At 60.1% G+C, this 19853-nt stretch carries 19 protein-coding genes and 1 pseudogene; 9 read left to right on the top strand and 11 right to left on the bottom strand.

Translation table 11 applies throughout. From position 1 onward, the window contains the following. The coding region (locus tag PSA7680_RS15535) for a transposase (RefSeq protein ID WP_217808310.1) at positions 1–192 on the top strand (192 nt) is incomplete at its 5' end. Then, positions 189–659: pseudogene (locus tag PSA7680_RS15530) on the top strand (Fic family protein); the annotation flags it as partial. The gene PSA7680_RS15535 and the pseudogene PSA7680_RS15530, both read left to right, overlap by 4 nt. Before the next feature lie 131 nt (positions 660–790). Here the strand turns inward: PSA7680_RS15530 and repC are convergent. The 3 genes from repC to repA form a co-directional block, all read right to left on the bottom strand. Beyond that, positions 791–2026 (bottom strand): plasmid replication protein RepC, encoded by a 1236-nt coding sequence (gene repC, locus PSA7680_RS15525; RefSeq protein WP_012187363.1) that lies wholly within the window; start codon positions 2024–2026, stop codon positions 791–793. 177 nt (positions 2027–2203) lie between these two features. Further along, the gene (gene repB / locus PSA7680_RS15520; RefSeq protein WP_085869603.1) at positions 2204–3220 is read right to left on the bottom strand and encodes a plasmid partitioning protein RepB; all 1017 of its coding nucleotides are present in this window, start codon (positions 3218–3220) and stop codon (positions 2204–2206) included. Further along, on the bottom strand, positions 3217–4404 hold the full coding sequence (gene repA / locus PSA7680_RS15515) for a plasmid partitioning protein RepA (RefSeq protein WP_027263652.1): 1188 nt from the start codon (positions 4402–4404) through the stop codon (positions 3217–3219). Before repA ends, repB begins: the two co-directional genes overlap by 4 nt. A gap of 313 nt (positions 4405–4717) precedes the next feature. On the opposite strand from repA, the gene PSA7680_RS15510 reads away from it, so the two are divergent. After that, positions 4718–4945: an AbrB/MazE/SpoVT family DNA-binding domain-containing protein gene (locus PSA7680_RS15510; protein ID WP_054540540.1), complete on the top strand. Its 228-nt coding sequence runs from the start codon at positions 4718–4720 to the stop codon at positions 4943–4945. Beyond that, positions 4935–5330, top strand: a complete 396-nt coding sequence (locus PSA7680_RS15505) for a PIN domain-containing protein (RefSeq protein WP_012187367.1) — start codon at positions 4935–4937, stop codon at positions 5328–5330. The genes PSA7680_RS15510 and PSA7680_RS15505 overlap by 11 nt, the downstream gene beginning before the upstream one ends. On the opposite strand, the gene PSA7680_RS15500 is transcribed toward PSA7680_RS15505, so the two are convergent. Next, positions 5314–6210, bottom strand: coding sequence for a recombinase family protein (locus PSA7680_RS15500; protein WP_054540541.1), 897 nt, complete (start codon positions 6208–6210; stop codon positions 5314–5316). The two genes, PSA7680_RS15505 and PSA7680_RS15500, sit on opposite strands and share 17 nt — an antisense overlap. Before the next feature lie 226 nt (positions 6211–6436). Here PSA7680_RS15500 and PSA7680_RS15495 point away from each other — a divergent pair, with 226 nt between their 5' ends. Beyond that, positions 6437–7504: a hypothetical protein gene (locus PSA7680_RS15495; protein ID WP_050686115.1), complete on the top strand. Its 1068-nt coding sequence runs from the start codon at positions 6437–6439 to the stop codon at positions 7502–7504. 202 nt (positions 7505–7706) lie between these two features. After that, positions 7707–8372, top strand: a complete 666-nt coding sequence (locus PSA7680_RS15490; protein WP_043872284.1) for a L,D-transpeptidase — start codon at positions 7707–7709, stop codon at positions 8370–8372. 39 nt (positions 8373–8411) lie between these two features. On the opposite strand, the gene PSA7680_RS18995 is transcribed toward PSA7680_RS15490, so the two are convergent. Beyond that, positions 8412–8657, bottom strand: coding sequence for a hypothetical protein (locus PSA7680_RS18995; RefSeq protein WP_085869602.1), 246 nt, complete (start codon positions 8655–8657; stop codon positions 8412–8414). 194 nt (positions 8658–8851) lie between these two features. Here PSA7680_RS18995 and PSA7680_RS15475 point away from each other — a divergent pair, with 194 nt between their 5' ends. Further along, the gene (locus PSA7680_RS15475; RefSeq protein WP_234994810.1) at positions 8852–11248 is read left to right on the top strand and encodes a heavy metal translocating P-type ATPase; all 2397 of its coding nucleotides are present in this window, start codon (positions 8852–8854) and stop codon (positions 11246–11248) included. 99 nt (positions 11249–11347) lie between these two features. Continuing rightward, positions 11348–11824 (top strand): L,D-transpeptidase family protein, encoded by a 477-nt coding sequence (locus tag PSA7680_RS15470; protein WP_043872282.1) that lies wholly within the window; start codon positions 11348–11350, stop codon positions 11822–11824. Positions 11825–11827: 3 nt separating this feature from the next. Here the strand turns inward: PSA7680_RS15470 and phnE are convergent, their stop codons facing one another. Genes phnE through PSA7680_RS15450 form a run of 4 tightly spaced genes read right to left on the bottom strand, consistent with a single transcriptional unit; the run spans position 11828 to position 16120 of the window. After that, positions 11828–12586 (bottom strand): phosphonate ABC transporter, permease protein PhnE, encoded by a 759-nt coding sequence (phnE, locus tag PSA7680_RS15465; protein WP_009820129.1) that lies wholly within the window; start codon positions 12584–12586, stop codon positions 11828–11830. Further along, on the bottom strand, positions 12586–13368 hold the full coding sequence (locus tag PSA7680_RS15460) for a phosphonate ABC transporter ATP-binding protein (RefSeq protein ID WP_052453653.1): 783 nt from the start codon (positions 13366–13368) through the stop codon (positions 12586–12588). The genes phnE and PSA7680_RS15460 overlap by 1 nt, the downstream gene beginning before the upstream one ends. After that, positions 13365–14240 (bottom strand): phosphate/phosphite/phosphonate ABC transporter substrate-binding protein, encoded by an 876-nt coding sequence (locus PSA7680_RS15455; RefSeq protein WP_043872281.1) that lies wholly within the window; start codon positions 14238–14240, stop codon positions 13365–13367. Before PSA7680_RS15455 ends, PSA7680_RS15460 begins: the two co-directional genes overlap by 4 nt. Then, on the bottom strand, positions 14240–16120 hold the full coding sequence (locus PSA7680_RS15450) for a cytochrome c peroxidase (RefSeq protein WP_085869601.1): 1881 nt from the start codon (positions 16118–16120) through the stop codon (positions 14240–14242). The genes PSA7680_RS15455 and PSA7680_RS15450 overlap by 1 nt, the downstream gene beginning before the upstream one ends. Positions 16121–16214: 94 nt before the next feature. On the opposite strand from PSA7680_RS15450, the gene mntR reads away from it, so the two are divergent. Further along, complete coding sequence (gene mntR, locus PSA7680_RS15445) at positions 16215–16685, top strand: manganese-binding transcriptional regulator MntR (protein ID WP_009820125.1); 471 nt, start codon at positions 16215–16217, stop codon at positions 16683–16685. A 243-nt stretch (positions 16686–16928) separates the two neighbouring features. On the opposite strand, the gene PSA7680_RS15440 is transcribed toward mntR, so the two are convergent. Both PSA7680_RS15440 and PSA7680_RS15435 read right to left on the bottom strand, forming a co-directional pair. Continuing rightward, on the bottom strand, positions 16929–17921 hold the full coding sequence (locus PSA7680_RS15440) for a cytochrome c oxidase assembly protein (RefSeq protein ID WP_040652273.1): 993 nt from the start codon (positions 17919–17921) through the stop codon (positions 16929–16931). Continuing rightward, a complete protein-coding gene (locus PSA7680_RS15435) occupies positions 17918–19837 on the bottom strand; it encodes a penicillin acylase family protein (RefSeq protein WP_043872280.1) in 1920 nt (639 codons plus the stop codon). The genes PSA7680_RS15440 and PSA7680_RS15435 overlap by 4 nt, the downstream gene beginning before the upstream one ends. Positions 19838–19853 lie beyond the last annotated feature (16 nt).

Below are 19853 nucleotides of genomic sequence, written 5' to 3'. Positions count from 1 at the left end.
AACGTCCGCGTGGTCAGGACCGTCGACCGAGACCTCTACCGCGAACGCAACAAGGTCGAACGGTTCTTCAATCGTCTCAAACACTTCCGCGGCATCGCAACGCGATACTTCAAAACCGCAGCAAACTTCCTCGCCGCACTTCACCTCGCTTGCTCAAGGCTCTGGATCAGACATTATGAGTCCACGACCTAGCGCGCGGGCTAACCGGTCGGGGCGAGTATAACCGGATGATGGATCTGGCCGACAGTCCACGCCGCGGAGACCGCGACGGACGGGGGAACCTGTCAGAAGCGGCACTGAGGACGTTCAGTGAATGGTTCCTAAAGGTGACGCTCGATCAGATCATCTTCTCAGCAAGATTGTTCGATCTCGGCGGGTTGGACCAACGGTATCGTCGTCTTGTTGCAGATACCATCGATGACAAGCGTGCGCCGGAACTCATCTCGGCGGTACTTCGGCATGGCGCACTGGAACGAGGCGATGCGCAGATTGTGCTCAAGACGTCCGAGCGTACTGCTCGCAACACACTGAGTAAACTGACTGCCGCCGGATACCTGACCTCCGCATCTCCGAAGACGCCAGTTCGGTTGGCGTTTCCGTTGGATTATCGAGAGCGGCTCTTTCCAAACCTCTTTGGAGACGGTGACATGCCCGTGTGACTGGCAACCGAAGCACCCTGTTTCTGGCCAAGTCCGCGAGCGCAGCCTCTGACCGTGTTGGAAAGAAGTTCACAGCTGTGAACTATCCCGAGCTATCCTACTTGTCAGCCGAGTTCACAGCTGTGAACTCATCATGCAGCATCCCGCCGCATCAAGGCCATGATCATCGGACCGCAGGAGAACTCCCCAATTGCTGCCTTTGAAGATAGGGTTCTCAAGTAGCCTCCAGGTGATCGGATATCCGCAAACCGTTCAAGCATTGCAACGATCACAACAGACGCTTCTTCGGGACCCATATAGCGTTTCGCCTCGTCCCACGCGGACGGGGAAATACCCATCATGGGCCTGACCACATCAGCCACCCGGACCAGATCGTGCCAGTGGCGCACGGGCTGCTCGGAATACGCTTTGAATTCCTGACAGGAAGCGAGGACGAGACCAAGCGGTATGTTCGGCATCAGTTGATCGTCAATAGTTGCCGTTGAGTTGCCCTCATCTTCAGAACACAGATGACTATTGGCAACTTCTGGAGTTTCGCGCACAGCGCCTCCGCCCCGCGCTTTTTCTAAGCGAGGTTCAAGATCATAAGAGTCTTTATTTGAATTCTGATAGTGCTGCTCAGAAACAGCATCATTGGTGCTCATATTTTCTGTTTCACAGCCATCCAGAAGGCTTCGGGCGTGATCTAAAGCTGACCCCAAAGCGTCTTCGATGCGCCTAAGGTCTTCCATTTCGAGTTTTCTGCGAAGATCTCGGGCCATTAGGGCCGCAAGATCAGAGAATTGGTCCCAGACGCCCTGATCCGGACGAAGTGAGCGCCCGTACTCGGCCAGCCCTGCGAGGTCACGCCGCATGAGGCTCACAGTGGCACGTAAGCGCTTGTACCGCTCTTCTGCGGCCCGGACGGTCTCAGCGGCCTCACAAACCTCCTGGAAGCGTCGAACGAGCGGAGAGAGGTCGAACCCAAACGCAACCTTTTCGTCGCCGTAGCGGCGGGCATAGCGCTTCCCATTGGGGCTATCGCGCCGGACAACAAAGCCAGTCTGCACAAGGTTGGAGAGGTGGCGCCGCATCGTCGAGCAGGGCATGCCGTTCAGGCGCTCGCAAATCGCCTTGTTGGACGGATGTACAATCAATTCGCTGTCATTGCCTCCGAGAATTGTCGCTTGGTGAAAGCTGACCAGCGCCTGAAGCACCGTCAAATCCCGATCGGACAAGCCGAACGCGACTCGAGCGGCAGCGAGCTCCCTCAGGACCTCCCACTTGTTGGCGCCGGCTGGGGGCAGGTCTTCTTGGGTCGCTGCCTGATGTTTCAGGATGGCAGCATCTATCGTTCGCCGGAACGGCGTTACGGGCGTGTAGTCCATTTTGTCATTCACGAAGACAAAAATATCCCGGTCCGCGAATCACTTTGGACTTGCGGAAAATAGCTCCGGACACTACCTTGAAGGTGCTAGAAACAAGTTAGGGTCTCGTGGAGTGGTCGCTTTGCGGGACCTTTTCTTTTGCCTTTTCGTGCCTCCTTCTTTGATTTCTGCTCTTCCTCAGTCTTCCGACCGCTGCTTCCAGCGTTCGTGAAGGTCTTCAATCATGTCATGCACTTGCGTCTCGACCCAATCGGCGAAGTCTCCACCCGCCAACTCGATCGATAGGCCCTTGGCAGTGCGTTTGACCGTGCCGCCGCGTTTGCCGCCGATCTTCAGCGGGACGCTGGAAGGTGGGGCAGGGGAGGGCGACTTGGCCGGTTTAATCGCCTTGGTCACAGCCTTTTCTACGGCCAGGAACGCTTGGATGGACGGGTCATTGGTAGAGGCAACGTCATCCACCACCATGGAGGTCTCGGCATTTTCACGTGCCTCTTTCGCGATCCCGATAAGGTCCTCGCAGTCCAGACCATTTTCGTCGATGGCCCGACCAAGGGATTCCCATCGGGGTCGGCCAATGCCATGGGCGGCGCCAATGGCGCGTACCAGATCCGGCCCGACCATGTCCGCGATCGCGATCGCCATAGATATGGACGACTTCGTGACGGTAAGAATTTCTGCAACCTGAGATTGATTTCCGAAGCCGGACGACACAAGGTCCTTTGCGAACAGGGCCCTTTCAATAAAAGACAAATCGCGCCGCCCCATGTTCTCCGAAATCTGAGCACGCAGAGCGCTGTCGTCATCCAGGTTGGTGACTAACGCGCGAACCTTGGTAACCTTATCGGACTGACGGATCGCCTCCAGCCTGCGTCGCCCATAGACCAAAAGGTAGCGATCATCTTCACCCGGCGCACGTCGCACGAGGATCGGAACAGTCTGACCGTTCGCCTCAATCGCATCGCGCAAATCCAGTACATCGGCCGGGTCAAGCCGGTCCGCCATACGCCCGTCTTCGATGCTCGCCGGGTCCAGTTCCCAAACATGATGGGAATCGACCGCGTCGCGGGCGGACCGAAGGGCGCGATTCGAGGTCATCATCGGTGTCACAGCACCTGTCTGAGGGGCAGGGGAGGGGGCCCCAGCTGCCGCGAGACTGTCCAGCATTGACATGCGCTTCTTCTTGCCACTGGTCATGTGCGCCCCCAGGTTTTCTGGATTAGGTCGGCGATCTCGTCATTCAGCGTATTCAGGCTCTCAATCGCGCGATCATAGGTGGAACGCGTGAACGCGCTGCGTTCCACTTCATAAAGTGTCTGCTTGGTCAGGCCCGCATCTGAGATGGCTGTGGACTTCAACATGGGCGAATTCAGCACGGCTTCGCCGTACATTGTTCGCAGGAAAGCCACGATGCGGTTCTGCGGCGCATCCTGCGGCTCGTAGCGGGTCAAAACATAGCGCATCCAGTCATGAGACATGTCAGCGCCGCTCTCGGCGATCACGTCCATGAGGTCGGCTGTCATGCGGAGGAATTGCGACATGGACATCACATCGAGCATCTCTGGATGGATGGTCACCAGAACGCCCGTGGCCGCGGACAGGGCGGACATGGTCAGAAAGCCAAGCTGCGGAGGGCAATCTATGACGACCACGTCGTAGTCCTCATCGACCTGGGCCAGCGCCTCCTTCACGCGGAAGAAGAAAAGTCCGGCATTGCCCTGCGCCAGCGCGCGCGGGGTGTCGTGCTCGAACTCCATCAGTTCGAGGTTGCCGGGGATCAAGTCCAAATTGGGGATATAGGTCTTGCGGATGACCGACCGGATCGGCTCCGGGTCCTCATAGCGGATCGCATCGTAGAGAGTGCCGCCATCTTCGAGGTCCAATTCCGGCTGAACGCCGTGCAGCGCGGTGAAGGAAGCTTGTGGGTCAAGATCAATGCCCAGCACACGATATCCGCGCAGGGCAAGCCGTTGGGCGAGATGGGCAGAGGTTGTTGTTTTTCCGGACCCGCCCTTGAAATTCATCACGCCGATGACCTGAAGATGATCACCTTCTCGTCGTCCGGGAACGTAATCGCCCGGCTTGCGAGCGGTTTTTTCAAGGAGTACACGCAGCGCCTGGATATCCTGCGCCGAGTAAAGACGACGGTTGCCGGCGGTAAGCTCGGGAGAAGGCCCTTTGCCATCCAAGTTGAGTTTGCGAAGATAGGAATCGTTTACGCCGAGCAGCGCCGCAGCCTCACCAGAGGTGAATTTGCGCATGGTCTTCTCGGCATCGGGTGGAAACAGGCTCTCACGTTGCGAATGCAACTGGTTCGCCAGCCATTCCGAATGCTGGCGGATCACCGCGTTGAGATCCTCATGCACAAAGGTATTATCCATCTGCCCTCTCGCTTCCGAGACATCGCGTCTTTGGCGTGTTCACGGAAATTGACGTTTTTTGCCTCGTTTCCGTGACTATTGGCGCAAGAGTCGGATTCGCGCAAGGTTTTTCCACATCTAGTGGGCGAGTCGTCACCGAACACAAGGCTGTTAGGCTTCCTGCTGCATGGTGTAACGCACCGCATCTCACGAAAAGGGACAGGGGAGAACTCTTGTCGGAGGGCTCCAGCATGGCTTTGAGCGCACCAGAGCTTGCCTTTTGGCAGTTCTGGATATACATTACTGGATGTTTATCCATGCCTGAGAGGACAAGATGCAAGTTGCCAAATGGGGAAACTCCCTTGCCGTCCGGCTACCCGCGGATCTTGTGAGGGAACTCGGCTTAAAGGAAGGCGATCAGGTCGACCTGGTAAAGGACGATGGAACCATTCTTGTGAGACGCCAAACTCGCGCCGATGAAGTTCTACAAGGGCTGAGGCGGTTTCGCAGAAAACTGCCCAAGGATGCGCGTCTAAGCCGCGACGCCGCGCATGAGCGCTGAATTCGCAGACACGAATGTTGTGCTCTACCTGCTCGACGATGGTCCAAAGGCTGAGAGGGCGGAGGAAATTCTGGGGCAGGGACCCCGGATCAGCGTTCAGGTCCTGAACGAAGCGATGGTCAATTGCCGACGGAAAGCTGGGCTCAGTTGGGAAGATACCGGAGCGTTTCTTGAGGGTATTACGTCCGTATGCCCTGTCGAGGGCCTAACGGTTCAAACCCATCAAGTCGGTCGCGCGTTGGCAGAGAAGTACCAGTTATCGGTCTATGACGCGATGATCGTGTCTGCCGCGCTGATCGCTGGGTGCACGACTTTGTGGACTGAGGACATGCACGACGGATTGCTGGTCGAGGATCGGCTGCGCATCGTCAATCCATTTGCCTGACCAGCAACCCAAGTCGCTCCGCCCGTTCCAACAGCATCCTGACGGATGACGGTTGCCAGCTTGTGCGTCCCCGTGGAGTCCGCTCACGCATGGCTTCCAACCGGTCGCAGATCGCCTGTAGCGTGATATCCGGGTCCGAACCTTTGATGGCCGCAACAATCGCAGGCAGGCGATCGTCGGTTTTGCGGCGTCCAGCGCGTCCAAGCACTTCAGCGGGCAGGAACCCATCCCGCACATATGCCTTCACGGCACGGAGCAGGCGGCTTTGCGTCCAACGGCGGTCTTGGGGCAGGGGGGCATTGATAATCCGCAGCACGTCTTCCCAGGCCATATCCGGCCGTAGGCGGCGCACATGGGGCACCCAATCCTGCGCGGTTTCGTTCAGGCGCTCCATGTAGCCGTCCTGTCGTGCCAGCCGCACCTTGCGCAGCGCGGCGGGGTCTTTGGTGCGAAGCCCAGGATTGCCACCAACGCGGCCCTTGGCGCGTGCAGAGACAAGCCCGGCCTTCGTGCGCTCACGTATCAGCGCGCGCTCGAACTCCGCCGCGGCGCCCAGAACCTGCAATGTGAATTTTCCTTGAGGGGAGGCGGTGTCGATGGGGTCCTGCAGCGAGCGGAAGAAAGCTCCCTTGGCCTCCAGACGCTCGATCACCTCCAGTAAGTGCGACAGAGACCGCGCAAGCCGGTCGATCCGCACGACGACCAGCGTATCGCCGCTCTGGACCCGTTCGAGCACCCGCGCGAGCACAGGACGCGCGCGATTGCCGCCTGAGGCGTGCTCTTCAAAGATCTCGGCACAGCCCGCCGATTGCAGCGTCTCGGACTGGGGCAGGGGGGTCTGATCCTCTGTGGAAACGCGGGCATAGCCTATCAGGGACATGAAAACGGGCCGTTTGCAATTTTATGTATCACCAATAAACGACCGTTTGTAAACGAAAGCAAGTAAGTGCTCGCTCGTCGTGCTCGTCCAAAAACCCTTGGTTTCCTTGCGCTGAGCGCGATCAGAGAGCCCTCGCCGACCATCGCCCGCGCGTGCTATCTAAGAAGCGTGGGTCCACTCTGACAAAACCCTTGGGTAAAATGCAAAAATCCAGTATTTTGCACATATGAAGCCTCAAGCGCCTGCCTTTCATGATGAATCGGACGCTCTCTTTCTCGATGCTGAGGGGGTGGAACAGTCGTCCGAGGACGATCTTTGGTTCTTGCCCGGTCCCATGGAAGAGGAGCCGGATTATCTGCCGCCCGGACCACGGGCCGAACCGCGCGAAACCGAAGTCCTTGATGAATGGCGGAAAGCAGAGGCGGGTCTCGCCGCGCGTCTTGCCAGTGTAGCTGGTCGCGTCGGCGCGCTGGACGACCGCCTGAAGCGCGGCCCCGAAGGATGGCGACACAGGCTTGCCCTGATCGAGGCAGCTGACCTCAGCTGGTTTGTGGGTGATCGTATCGTCCCGGATCGCCTTGCTCTTTGGATATCCATGCGCCTGTCAGGCGTTCAGGAGGACACCGCAGCACTCGCGCGTGTCGGATGGGCAGTTCGCCGTTTGAGCGGCGGGCCGGGGCCCGAGGTGGACCTTTCCGCCTTTCTCGACCGCCGCGACCCCGAGAACCTTGGTGATGATGCCGAACCTTTCATGAATCGTGCGAGCGGCTGGCTGGATCTGATGGCGCGAGCTGTCGATCTGCATCCGATCAGCCGCGCCTGCATGGGTTTCCACCTCTGGAACCTCGCTGGTCTTGGACAGCACGGAGACGGGATGGAGGCGGCAGTCACAGCCGCAAGGATTGCGGCCGGTGAGGGAAGGGGGGCAGTCTTTGCACCTCTGGCCATGGGCGGATCAGGGGGGCTGCGCGCTGGCGGCCCACCCGCTGACCGTCTGGCGCGTTGGCTCGATGGGATGATGACAGCATCCTTGAGCGCGATGCGGCACCTAGACGACATAGAGGCATGGGCTATGCGCGCAGACGCCGAAATGGCACCGCTCTCGGGCAAGACGCCACCTGCTCTCCGCGCCTTACTGACCGAGTGGCCACTCGTCTCTGCACCGATGACCGAAATCTTGACTGGCGCCAGCCGCGCCGCCGTCCAGCGCAACCTTGGCTGGTTGGAAGCGCGGGGTCTGATCCGTGAGGTGACCGGGCAGGGGCGCTATCGGATGTGGCGTGCAACGATATAGTAGAGAAGCCTTTTTGGATTTAGCCCTTTGCTGACCCAGTTGGCGCGTGAACGTCTAGCATTGAAATCGCTATTCAACCCTCTGCTTCTCGCGGTTAAGTGAAAATTTAACCCTTGAACCTCTAGTTGCTAGACGTTTTAGCGTGGAGCAAATCGATCTGACAGATCCGACACCGAAATAGAAACTGCGCGGAGCACGATACATGCTGACAAGACGACACTTCATCCAGACGACTACCGCATTGTTCTCGGCGTCTATCTCGAGTCCGCTCCTCGCTGACACCTGGCCCACTGAAGCGGAAAAGGCTGCTTGGGATGCACAGGTTACACCGCCGGGCTATAATCCAGCCACATCAAACCCGTGGGGCCTGCATCCGCGCTTTCTGCCGCAGCGGGTTGTAGCTAAAGATGGTCTTGTGGCCGGTGACATCCATGTCGATGCTGTTGCGCGCTATCTTTACCATATCGAGGAAGGCGGAACGGCGATGCGCTATGGCGTAGCGATTGCTCGTGGCAAACTTTATGAGCCGGGTGTCTACACGATTAAGCGCAAGGTCAGGTGGCCGCATTGGCAGCCAACACAGAACATGATTGACCGCGACCCGGAGCTCTACGCCGATATCGCTGACGGTATGGAACCCGGACCTGAGAACGCGCTCGGGTCACGGGCGCTTTATCTCTTTGTCGGGGACCGAGACACCTATCTGCGCATCCATGGTACACCACAGCCGCGAAGCATCGGCGGCCGAGCAAGTTCCGGTTGCGTCCGGATGGTCATGGCGCACATAAACGATCTGTATCCGAATGTGGAGATTGGCTCGATGGCGTTCCTATATTCGGCCGAGGACAGCGTGACTCCGCAGAGTTGACCCAAGCCGCGCCGTCAATCCGACGCTTGGACGCGTCAATCAGGATTGGCGCGCGACGCAGATGGGATTGCCGCCTGCCGATCGCAACGGGACCAAGGTCGTTTCCACAGGCCCACTATGCGCATACCAATAGCAATTATCTTCGGGACGTAGCCGTGCCGTGTTGAGATCCTGGTCGGGTGCAGCGAGGGCTGCGACAGATTCTGGAATATTCCCGACCCTGAATGGATCGTTGTCTTCCTTCGGAGGTACCGCACAGCCAGCCAGGGCCAATGTTGCAACCATGATCACCGCATATTTTTTAAAGCATATCTATCTCACTTTTTGGCAGGTCAGCCGCGTCCACAGACTTGGCAACGCGTTTCAAGGTTCCGCAGATCGGTGTCCTTACTTGACCAAGTTTCTGTTTTAGCTCTTGAAGCTCTAGTTACTGTAGGGGCTATCTCAATGTGGAATGAACGAATCCCGAGGTCAATCCCATGTCTTCCAATGGCCACCGCCACGACCACAAGCACAGCTCTGACTGCAGTCACGATCATGTTGATGATCACAAACATGCGAGCGTAGCTCGCTACTCTCATGGAGATGGTGCTGCGTGCTGCGGTGCTGGAGCCAACACGGGACCGGCAGAATCCATCCCGTCGAATGGGCGAAGTTTTCAAGTTTCCGGTCTGGATTGTGCCGAAGAGGTGGCAATCCTGAATAGGGTGGTCGGTCCAAAAGTCGGCGGGACTGAGCATCTGGCGTTCGATGTCATCAATGGGCGGATGACAATTCTGGATACCGCAGTCGGGATTTCGGACAACGAGATTTCGCAACTGGTCGCGAGTACCGGCATGAGCGCAAAACCGTGGGACGCCGACAACGCAGCAGAGAATCAGGCCGCGCATCTGGCACGTCAAAAGCGGTTTACCGCGCTCAGCGGCGGCTTCTGGGTGGCAGGTTTTCTCTACCACATCGTCGAAACCGGCATGGGTGGTGCGCTCGGGCTATTCGCAGGGCACGGAGAAATGCCGATGCCACTCGCGGAAGCAGGGTTATTCGCGGTGGCAATTCTCTTCGGGGTCTGGCTGGTCGCGCCCAAGGCTTGGTCTTCCGCGCGACGGTTTTCCCCTGACATGAACTTGTTGATGGTGGTCGCAGTGGCGGGTGCCATCGGGCTGGGCGAATTCTTCGAGGCCGCGACGGTTGCGTTTTTCTTCTCACTTTCGCTTTACCTTGAGAGCTGGAGTGTGGGGCGGGCCCGCAACGCGGTATCGGCCTTGCTGGATCTGGCGCCGCCGACAGCTCGGGTGATCCGATCAGATGGCAGCGAAACCGATGTGCCTGCGGCAGAGGTCGCCGTGAACGATCGCTTCATTGTGCGCGGCGGCGACCGCATCCCCCTCGACGGTGAAGTGGTGGAGGGGGCGGGAGCCGTCGATCAGGCTCCCATTACCGGAGAAAGCGCGCTCGTGCCAAAGGAGCCGGGCGATGAGGTCTATGCCGGCACGATCAACGGCGAAGGCACACTGACGGTACGAGCGACCAAGGCAGCTTCCGACACAGTGTTGGCCAAGATCATCCGTCTGGTCGGTGATGCCCATGCCCGCCGCGCGCCGGTCGAGCAATGGGTGGCGAAATTCGCGCGCATTTATACACCCATCGTGATGGCGGTGGCGATCACCATCGCGGTGGTGCCGCCACTCTTGCTCGGCGGCGCCTGGGACTATTGGTTCTACAATGCGCTGGTCCTTCTTGTCATCGCATGTCCTTGCGCACTGGTCATTTCTACGCCGGTGTCCATTGTAGCAGCGCTGGCCGCTTCGGCGCGAGCAGGGGTGCTCATCAAGGGCGGCGCTTATGTCGAAGCGCCAGGGCGCACCACAGCGCTGGCGATGGACAAGACGGGAACGATCACCATGGGCGAGCCTGAGGTGGCGGCGGTTCACCCGCTGGGTGAAGCCTCCGCTCGCGAAATCATCACGCTGGCAGCCAGTCTGGAGGCGCGGTCCTCGCACCCGCTGGCACGCGCCATCCTCGCGCGCGCAGAAAGCGATGGTGTTTCCGTGTCTGCCGCAGAGGACACGCGGACCGTGCCTGGGCGCGGGCTCGAAGGACGCGCCGACCGGCGCGCGATCTGGCTCGGATCAGATCGGTTTGCCCAAGAGAAAGGTTTCAGCAATGCCATTCCGGCGGATCTTCGGGACCGGATCGAAGGGGCAGGCAGCACCCTGGTTGCCGTGGGTGACGAGACCGGCGTGACCGGCGTGCTGGAGCTTCGTGACCGCATTCGCCCCGATGCAAAGGGTATCGTTGCGCGTCTGCACGCGCAGGGTGTGAAGACAATCGTGATGTTGACGGGCGACAACGAACGCACCGCACGTGCGGTGGCGGCCGAGGTCGGCATTGACGAGGTGCGCGCCGAACTCTTGCCAGAAGACAAGGTGAAGGCCATCGAGGAACTGGTGGAATGCCACGATATGGTGGCGATGATCGGCGACGGCGTGAACGACGCGCCCGCAATGGCGCGCGCGCATTATGCCATTGCCATGGGGGCTGTCGGATCGGATGCGGCGATCGAAACGGCAGATATTGCACTGATGACCGACGATCTGGCTCGAGTGCCGTGGCTGATTACTCACTCTCGGCGGACAATGACGATTATCCACCAGAATATCGGTATATCGCTGGCAACAAAGGCGCTGTTCGTCGGGCTGACCGCGTTCGGGATGGCCTCGATGTGGGGCGCCATCGCTGCGGATGTAGGCGTTTCCCTGTTGGTGGTCGCCAATGCGCTGCGGCTTTTGAACGGCCATCGGATCAAGGACGGGCCTTCGGGCGGTGAACCGGTGGGCGAGCAGATGGCGAAGGGAGCACTGGCGCACGGTCATTGATCCGACGTCTTCGGTAGAGTAACCTCTGGCACCAACAGACCTCGCAAAAAGGGGCGTCGAGCAGTGACAAACACCAGATTTCCACGGCGCGCCTTTTTGATGGGCGGATTGGCCTCCTTCCTGTCAGGTTGTGCCAGCAAGTTCCGGTCTTACAACGGACCCGAAGTGACCCGGCTACGCATGTATAAGGCACAGCGGTTTCTGGTTCTGGACGGGGTGGATGACGTCTTGCGGACCTATCCCATCGGATTAGGCTTCGCGCCCGAAGGTCACAAGCAGTTCGAGGGGGACGGCCGTACGCCGGAGGGCTCCTACGTGATTGATCGGCGCAACCCGGAGAGCCTCTTTCACCTGTCGATTGGCATCTCATATCCCAACGCGGCAGACATCGCTTTTGCGCAGGCTCAAGGAAAGTCGCCCGGTGGCGACATTTTCATCCACGGAGGACCGCGCAAGGGGATCGACCCAATGAATGTCCGCGACTGGACGGCAGGCTGCATCGCCGTCACTGACCGCCAGATCGAGGAAATCTATGCCATGGTCAGGGACGGGACACCGATCGACATTTACGCCTAAGGATCAGGTGAAGCGGCGCCGCAGTGCGACGTTGATCGCCTCAATGGCCATGACCATGACGACGACCGCAATCGTGACGCTGGCGGCCTTATCATACTGGAAGGATCTCACGTAGGTCTGGATGTAGAAGCCGATCCCACCCGCGCCGACGATGCCGAGGATCAGCGACTCGCGCAGGTTCAGTTCGAACCGGAAAATCGTGTCGCGGGCAATGACTGGGGCCATCTGCGGCCAGATCGCATGCCTGAGCCGCACGAGCGGTCCGGCGCCGGCGCTTTCCAGTGCTGCGATCGGCGCGCGGGACACGCCGTCGATCGCCTCGGCATAGAACTTGGCGAGCATCCCCGTTGCATGAAAGGCGACCGCGATGATGCCGGGCAGCGGCCCGAGCCCGACAGCGCCCACCATAAGCATGGCCACGAGGATCAGCGGCACGGCCCGGATAAAGGCCAGCAGCGCGCGCACAGGGCCGAACACCATGCGCGAGACCATGGTCTCGGAGGCGAGGATGGCCAGAGGGATCGACAGGATCACAGCGCCGAGGGAACCGAGGATCGCTATTCTCAGCGTTTCCGCGCTGCCCTTCCTGATCTCGGCCATCACTGTCGGATCGGGCGGGAACATCCGCCCGAGAAAGTCAGCGATCCGCGGACCGGCCGAAACGAGACGCGACAACTCGACATCGGTCGTGGCGAAGGACCAGAGGATTGCGCCTGCGATCAGGGTGCTGGTCGCGAAGCCGCCGAACCTGCGGTGGCCCATCAGGATACCGCCCGGAGGCCGGAACCGGGCATCGGCTCTGCCTCCCGGTAGAGAGCCGCCGTCGCCTCGTCCTGCAACTCGGATGTCGGCACATCGAACACGATCCGCCCGTTCCGCATGCCGATGATGCGCTGCGCGAAACGCCGCGCCAGGTCGGGCTGGTGCGAGGAAAACAGCGCCGTTGCGCCGCGCGCTTGCGCCGCCCCGGTCAGCAGCGCCAAGACCTCCCCAGCGCGGGTGGGGTCGAGGTTGCTCACCGGCTCGTCGGCGAGGATCAGCCGTGGCTCCTGCGCGAGACACCGCGCAATGGCCACGCGCTGCCGCTGGCCGCCGCTGAGACTGTCGACCCGGCGTTCGGCGAGATCGGCAATGCCGCAATCAGTGAGGGCTGTGCGCGCAATGTCGAGATCATGTGGCCTTGGCGACCCCAGCAGGGCGCGCAGGGGCGCCATCCGGCCTAGGCGGCCGTTGAGCACGTTGCGCAGAACCGTGGAGCGTTCGACCAAGGCGAATTCCTGAAATACGAAACCGGTATCAGGTCGGCTTGCGCGCGGCGGCGGTTGGTCTGGATCGAGCGGCGCACCCAAGACTGAAACGCGCCCGCGCCAGCCGTGGAGCCTGCCATCGAGCAATGCCAGCAGCGTTGTTTTTCCTGCCCCGGACGGGCCGAGCAAAGCGACGCTTTCGCCGGTCGAAATCGTAAGCGAGACTCGCTCCAGCGCCGGAACACTCCCGCCCGGATGGGCAAAGTTCAGGTCGTCGATCCGGATGGCGGTGGTCATTCCAGGAGCCCATATCGCCGTGCCATGTCGCGCACGCCGTCATAGGCGGCAGGGTCGGCCCTGACATAGCCGTCCGGCCCGTAGAGATAGCGCAGCTTGTCGCGGTTCTCGGGCTCGTTGAGCCGCAGCATCGCGTTGGTGAAGCGGTCTTGCACCTCGGCATCCAACCCGGGTCGCGCGATCACGACATGGCTGGGGATTGGCGGGCTTTCCGCGATCCATGTCACCTGTGCTTGCTGCTGCGGCGTCAGGAGCAGGTCGGCATACTGGCTGGCACCCGCAGCGTCGACCAGACCTTCGGCCATCGCCTGCATGGCCTGCTGATAGCCGCCTGCGAAGAAGACGCGGCCGAAGAATGCCTCCGCCGCGCCTGGGCCGTCGATCAGCCGAGCCTCGACGAATTCGGCGAGCGGGTAGAGATAGCCCGATTCCGAGATCGGATCGGCGAATGCGATGTCGCGTCCGCGCAGGTCTGCAAGCGCGCCGATGCCACTGTCGCGACGCACGAAAATGCGTCCCGTATAACTCGGCGCGTCGCGGTAGACCTCGGAGAGAAGCGGCACCGCGCCGATCTCGGCCTCGGCCAGAACGAAGGGCAGGGCGCCCATGAAGGAGATGTCGGCGTCGCCGTTTCTCAGCGCCTCGACCGCCGCCGCATGGTCGATGGTGACGAACCCTTCGACGGGGACGCCGATCTCACTGGCCAGCCAGCCGCTGATGGCCTCTATGTCGCCCAGGAGCTTCTCGGGGTTCTCCTGCGGGATGAAAGCCAGCCGCAACGCAGTGTCCTGCGCGGCCAGCGGGGTTGCGAGCGATACTGCGCCCGCAGCGGCCAGCGCCAACATCGTTCTGCGGTTCATATGGATCGCCATCAGAATGCCCTCTCTTCGATTGCGTCGGCTTCGGACTTGAACGCGGTCCAGCTTGTTTCGGCAGCCACCCAGTCATCAGTACGAACGGCGTCACCAACCTCGGCCAGACGTTGGGCCAACGCGTAGACTTCAGGCCGCGCAGCCAGGTTCGACATTGTGCTGGCGTCCGCCGAAAGGTCCGCGGCCACGGTGTCGGTCAGCAGCAGGATATGTTTTGCATCCCGCTGCGGCAGCAGCGTATCAAGCGTCGAGGCGAAGGTCGTCAGTTCGGAGAATGCCAGCCGGAAGGCGGTGTTCTCGGCGTCGAATGCCTCATAGGGCTCGTCCGCTGCGCCCACGGTCTCCAGATAGGCCGTCAGGTCGGCCCGTTCCGCTCCGGTCAGGCCGAGCGACTTCGATTCGTCGAACCAGTCCACGACAGCGGCCAGGGTCGGCAGCGACCCGTCGTGGAAATAGGGCGCGGTGTAGACGGTGCCGAGCAGCGTGGGTGTATCCATCGCACCGGTGCGGGCGCCATCGTAGGCCAACGCAACCGAGCCGATATCATGGGCCTGCCGGTCCAGGAAGTTCGTGTCCGGGACGTGGCAGCTGGAGCAGGAACGGTCGCCGAGCGCCGCGAAGGGTGTATTGAAGATCGCTTCGCCGCGCCGCGCTGCCTCGGGAGCGGCTTCGGTCAGCTGACCATCCGGTGTCAGCATGGAGTTGGGCAGGAAGTCGAATTCGAGCATGTAGGCGAGCAGAGCATCCAGCATGAAGGGCGTCGGTTCATCGCCGCCGAACTCGTTGACGATGACGTTGCGGGTGAAATCGCGCAAGGAGGCGAAGCGGCCATCGCGGCCGTAGGGCCCGGTGAAGCGCAGGCCACGGAGGCTGGGGATGTCAATCGGATCATCACGCCGGTCATTGAAGATCGGGTTGAAGAAGGCGCCATCGACATCGATCGCGCCTGGTTGATGGCTCGCACCCGGAATGAAAAGCCTCTGGTTAACGTCCGATCGGTTGTGACAGGTCGAACAAGCGACCCCGAGACCCTGCGCCGGATTGCCAAAGATTTGCGCGCTGTCGAATAGCATGTCGCCATAGGCCACCAATGGCAGGTCGGTCTCGTCGATGCCCTGCTCCTCGAAATTGAGGACGAGGCGCGGCAGCGGATCCTGATCGAAGATGTCAAACCCCGGCGGCAGGCTAGGCGGCACCTCGATGGTGCGGCCACTCAGGACAACAGTTTCCGGCAGCGCGCTCAGCGTCCGGCGCGGCGCGAAATCGTCAACGAGGTAATTCTCGGCGAGATAGAGGGAGATGACTTCGCGCGCGGCTTCCATGGTTTTGCGACTCGCGGGTGTGGCACCAGCACCAAGAACACCGGCGGAACCTGTGCTGCTGTTGAGTTCCAGCCAGGCGAGGCCGATGCGTCTCGAAGCGTCGGGATCAGCAGCCGCGATACCGTCCGCGAACGAGCGATAGAGTTCTCGGGCTGTCCGCACGGCCTGCTGCGCACGTGCAGGGTCGTCGGCCATGACTGCTCGGTCCAGTTCCTCGTCGATCCGGCGCGCGATCAGCCGCGTCGCCTCGGCAAAGACCGCCTGGCGGTCTTCGCGAGTGATGGCGTCCAGAAGGGGGGCGGGTCCGATGTCGCTGTTGCCGTCCAGCCATGCCAATGCACCAACAGAGAATTCCGAACCCCGGTAGGGTTCGGCCCAGGCGGTCCCGACGTCATCCCAAGGCAGCGGTTCGAGATTTCCGAGGAAGAGAGTCAGCCGGTAGGCCGCCGCCTCGGGAAGCCATGGAGCCTCCTTGGCAGGCGTCGCAGCGACAGGTCCGGACAGGACGAGCGCACTTGCGAGTGCGACAATGAACGCTCCAAGGAATTTCTGAATCACCGCAGTCTCCGAATTCAAAAGTTAGACACGGCTAATTTATCTACCCTAAGCAAACAAGTTGTCAATCCTGCAGTTTCCCTGCAAAGTCCCAACTATGACAAAGCTGCAATCACAGGAACATGAACCGTTCGAAACTGTCGACAGGGCTCCCGAAGCACAGGCTGAGGGGTTCGCGACCGTGCGTCAGGCACATGAGAGCGAAATGGCGGAAGATTACGTTGAACTGATCGCCGAACTGATCGAGTCGCGCGGAGAGGCAAGGCCGGTGGAAATCGCCGAACGTTTTGGAGTGAAGCCGCCGACCGTGACCAAGAACATCTCGCGGCTCAAAGCTGCTGGCCTGGTGCGGCGGGAACCTTACCGCGCCATATTCCTCACGGATGCCGGTCGGGAGTTGGCCGAGGCCTGCCGCCGACGACACAGGATCGTCGTCGCGTTTCTCCTCAGCCTGGGAATCGACGAAGAGACTGCGGAACGCGATGCGGAAGGGATCGAGCATCACGTCAGCACGACCACGCTGGAGGCCTTCGAACACGCCCTCCTGCAATCTCAAAGCGGCAAGTAGCGCAGCATCAAGTTCTCGCGAAATTCAGAAAAGCAAGACTCAGGAGGCGGCGGCGTCAGCAGTCAAAGGCTGGTGGGTTGGCATTTGTTCTGATGGTCAACCTTAGTGCAGAAAATCGTTCGTGTCCTCTGAGCTTGGCCAGCCCGAGATAGTGTGCCCAAAATCTCTGACTGCGACGACGGTGCAGCGAGAATGTCGATCGCGGGAAAAGACGTGGATACAACCTTTGATTTGCTCCTCTGTTCAAAGCGCATAGACAATTGTCACCACCGTCGTCATGACGATGAAGAACATGACCAAGGCACCTATGGCGAGCGTCCGGCCCATGTCGCGGTTTGGCTCTGCTACTTTCAGACGCAATTCTTCGGCCGTTTCCGGAAACTCGAGCGCCGCGGAGTTTGACCCTCGCACCAACTCGTATCGTGAATTCCAGCGACGCACCTCGGCCGCGTTCCACCCGTTCATGACCAGAATGATCGCGGCGATCATCAGCATCGAGGACGGGACCCAGATCGTGTAGCCACCCATGGTTTCGTCGGACAGGGGATCGAGAAACCCGGTTCCCGCCGTTTGGTAGGAAGCATAGAGGCTCACCTCTTTGAGTGTCGTCAAGGAACCCAGAAAAATGTTTGAAACGATCACCGCGAAACCGGAGATCAGCCTTGCGCCGCGCCTCGCGCCCTCAGGGGGATCTCTCGGGTCGAAGAGCATGCCGAAATACCAGATCCCTGCCAGCACCATCGCAAAATGGGCGAACACCTCGATCGCCGCGATGCGCTGAGCAAGTCCGTAAAGCACTGGAATCTGCCAGATAAAGAGCGACGTGATGAGCGCGGCAGTGGCGGTTACCGGATGTGCCAAGAACCGAAATGCAAAAGATTTTCCAAGAGCGTCGAGGTATCGACGCCACCGTCTGTTCAAACCGGCTTGCAATAATCGCCACGGCTGAGAGACCGCGAAGAGTAGTGGTCCTGCAAGGCGGAGGAGAAGGTGCTCCACTTGGTGCACCGAAAAGAGGCTATGCCCCAACGAAGCCAGAGGCGCATTTGTGGCCGCGAGAATGCAGGTCAAGCCAGCGAGGAACAGGGCTTGCCGCCACATAGACACCGTCCCGCGAATGCGAGCGGATCGCACGAGGCCGCGCATGTAGACCCATGCGGCCAAGCTGACGGAAACAAGGGACACTGGCGAAATCGCATACCCAAACGGGTCGAAAAGGAGGAAGTAAGTGATCATCGGCTCCTGTCATTTTGTATTGTCGGCGTATCGACGGATACCGGTGAAAGTCGGGATGTTCCCACAGCGCCACCCCGGGCCAAGGACAGATCAGTGGACATCGTGAGATATTTGCCCTGCATCCACATGAGAAAAAGGTTTTCATAGAAACGTGAGAGCGGGTGGCCGGACTGACCGGCTGGCGCGATGAAATAGGATCCGGCTTCTTCCGAAAACGACATGACCGCCTGAAAATTGGTGCCCGCGCTGGCCGCGAAGGGGCGGTCATTGTCAGAAGATAACAGCGTTGCAATCAGTGTGTATGGATCGCCCGAAGATGGGGCTTCGAGAGACAGCAGATCGCTGATGATCCCACTCGATCGGATTGGCGCCCACCCCATATTCAAAGCGTGTGCTTCGCCCCAGACCCAATCTGACGGATCGGGTCCGTAGCGGTCGACAAGCCAGCCGATGGCATCATCCAGGGCCGCACGAACCTGATCCTGGCAGGTCTCGATGCGGGTGGACGGGCGGATGTCGCACCAGATTGCGCTCCCTCCGCGATCTGAAAGCACCGCAAATAGGATATCGGCATTTGGCCTGGCCCAGACCGTTGTCGCGGATGGAAATTCATCCTGAAGTATCCGTTTTTGCAACGCGCGCGCCCAGGCCCAGAACACGAGCGGTTCCGGTGAAAAGCGATCCATGTCGCCATTCCATTGGGCAAGTTGACCCAGAATATCGCCGCGAAACTCATCTGCGCGGTTCTCTTCGAGAGCGCCTGCGGAACCCACGAACCAGAGCTCTTTTGCCATTATAGGAAGAAGCGCCCGCGCGGCAGTGCTGACCGTGTCGCGCTGCGCCGCAATCGCGCCCTCGACCGAGAATATCGGTTGCCGCACATCAAGAGCTGCCAGACGGGCGTCTCGAAACGAGAAAGGCGTTTCGACCTCCCTGTCAGGCCAGCGAGCAAGGATTTCTCGGCCGATGGCAAGAATCTCCAATCCGGCTGGTGCCAGGTTCATGCTTGCGTCCATAGCATCGTTCACATCGGCGGACCGCGCCAGACGGTCAAGCATCATCAGAAAATTGCCGGCCTTGGCAGCGGTGGGACTCACTGGCTCTTTAAGGGCAGTCAGTGACAGAGATCGGAACGCCCAAGCGACGCGTTCGCTGCGACCGACGACAATGAAGGGCACACCCGGCATTGTAGCCCCAATCGCGGCTCCGGTCGGGAGTTGAATATCCGCCAGGTACCATTCAGAAGGCAGCGATAAGGGGCCACGTATATCGGCGGCGAGAATTGGTGCTCCCGAAGCTGTTCTGTCTCCAGGCAACGCCCAAGCATCGAGGCTGACCTTGGGCGAGGTCACAAACAGCTCGGGCAAAAGAGGTCGATCTGACAAGCCGGACAGGTCACTCTGGCGTCTCTCGGGTTGAAGATCGTTCAGAAACGCTTGGGCAAGTCTGAGACTATCGACGGGTCTCCAGGCAGCGATCATTCTCTCATCCGCGATCAACAGATCGGGTGAGCCTCTGCCGCGCCCGCCTTCGGATACCAGACCAAGCCACGCGTTGACACCAGCGGCATATGCGTCGAGCGCTTGGGCTGTCGAAGGCTCGACTTCGATCGTCTGGTCAAGTGGCAACAAGGCTTGCGCTGCCCGCCTTGCCCTCAATAACTGGCCAAGCCTGTCCTGAGCGTGAACGAAACCAAGCGCGAAATAGGCGTCCGCAGCGGAGTCTGCAGAAATGTGCGGTATGGCCGCAGCATCTCGCAGAATATCGACTGGACCTTCGATTCCCGCAACACTGAAATCCTCGTCATAGTCGGGGACGGAGGCGCGCAAAAGAAAGTAGACGACACCGGATACGGCCAGTCCTGATGCAAAAATCGCCAGGAGCAAGTACAGTAATATGTTGAACAGTCGTTTCAATTCGTTGCCGGTGCCA

The sequence above is a fragment of the Pseudoruegeria aquimaris genome (assembly GCF_900172235.1).
GTDB lineage: Bacteria > Pseudomonadota > Alphaproteobacteria > Rhodobacterales > Rhodobacteraceae > Pseudoruegeria > Pseudoruegeria aquimaris.
Note: the sequence above shows the minus strand (reverse complement) of the source record. Positions and strands in the feature narration are given on the sequence as shown.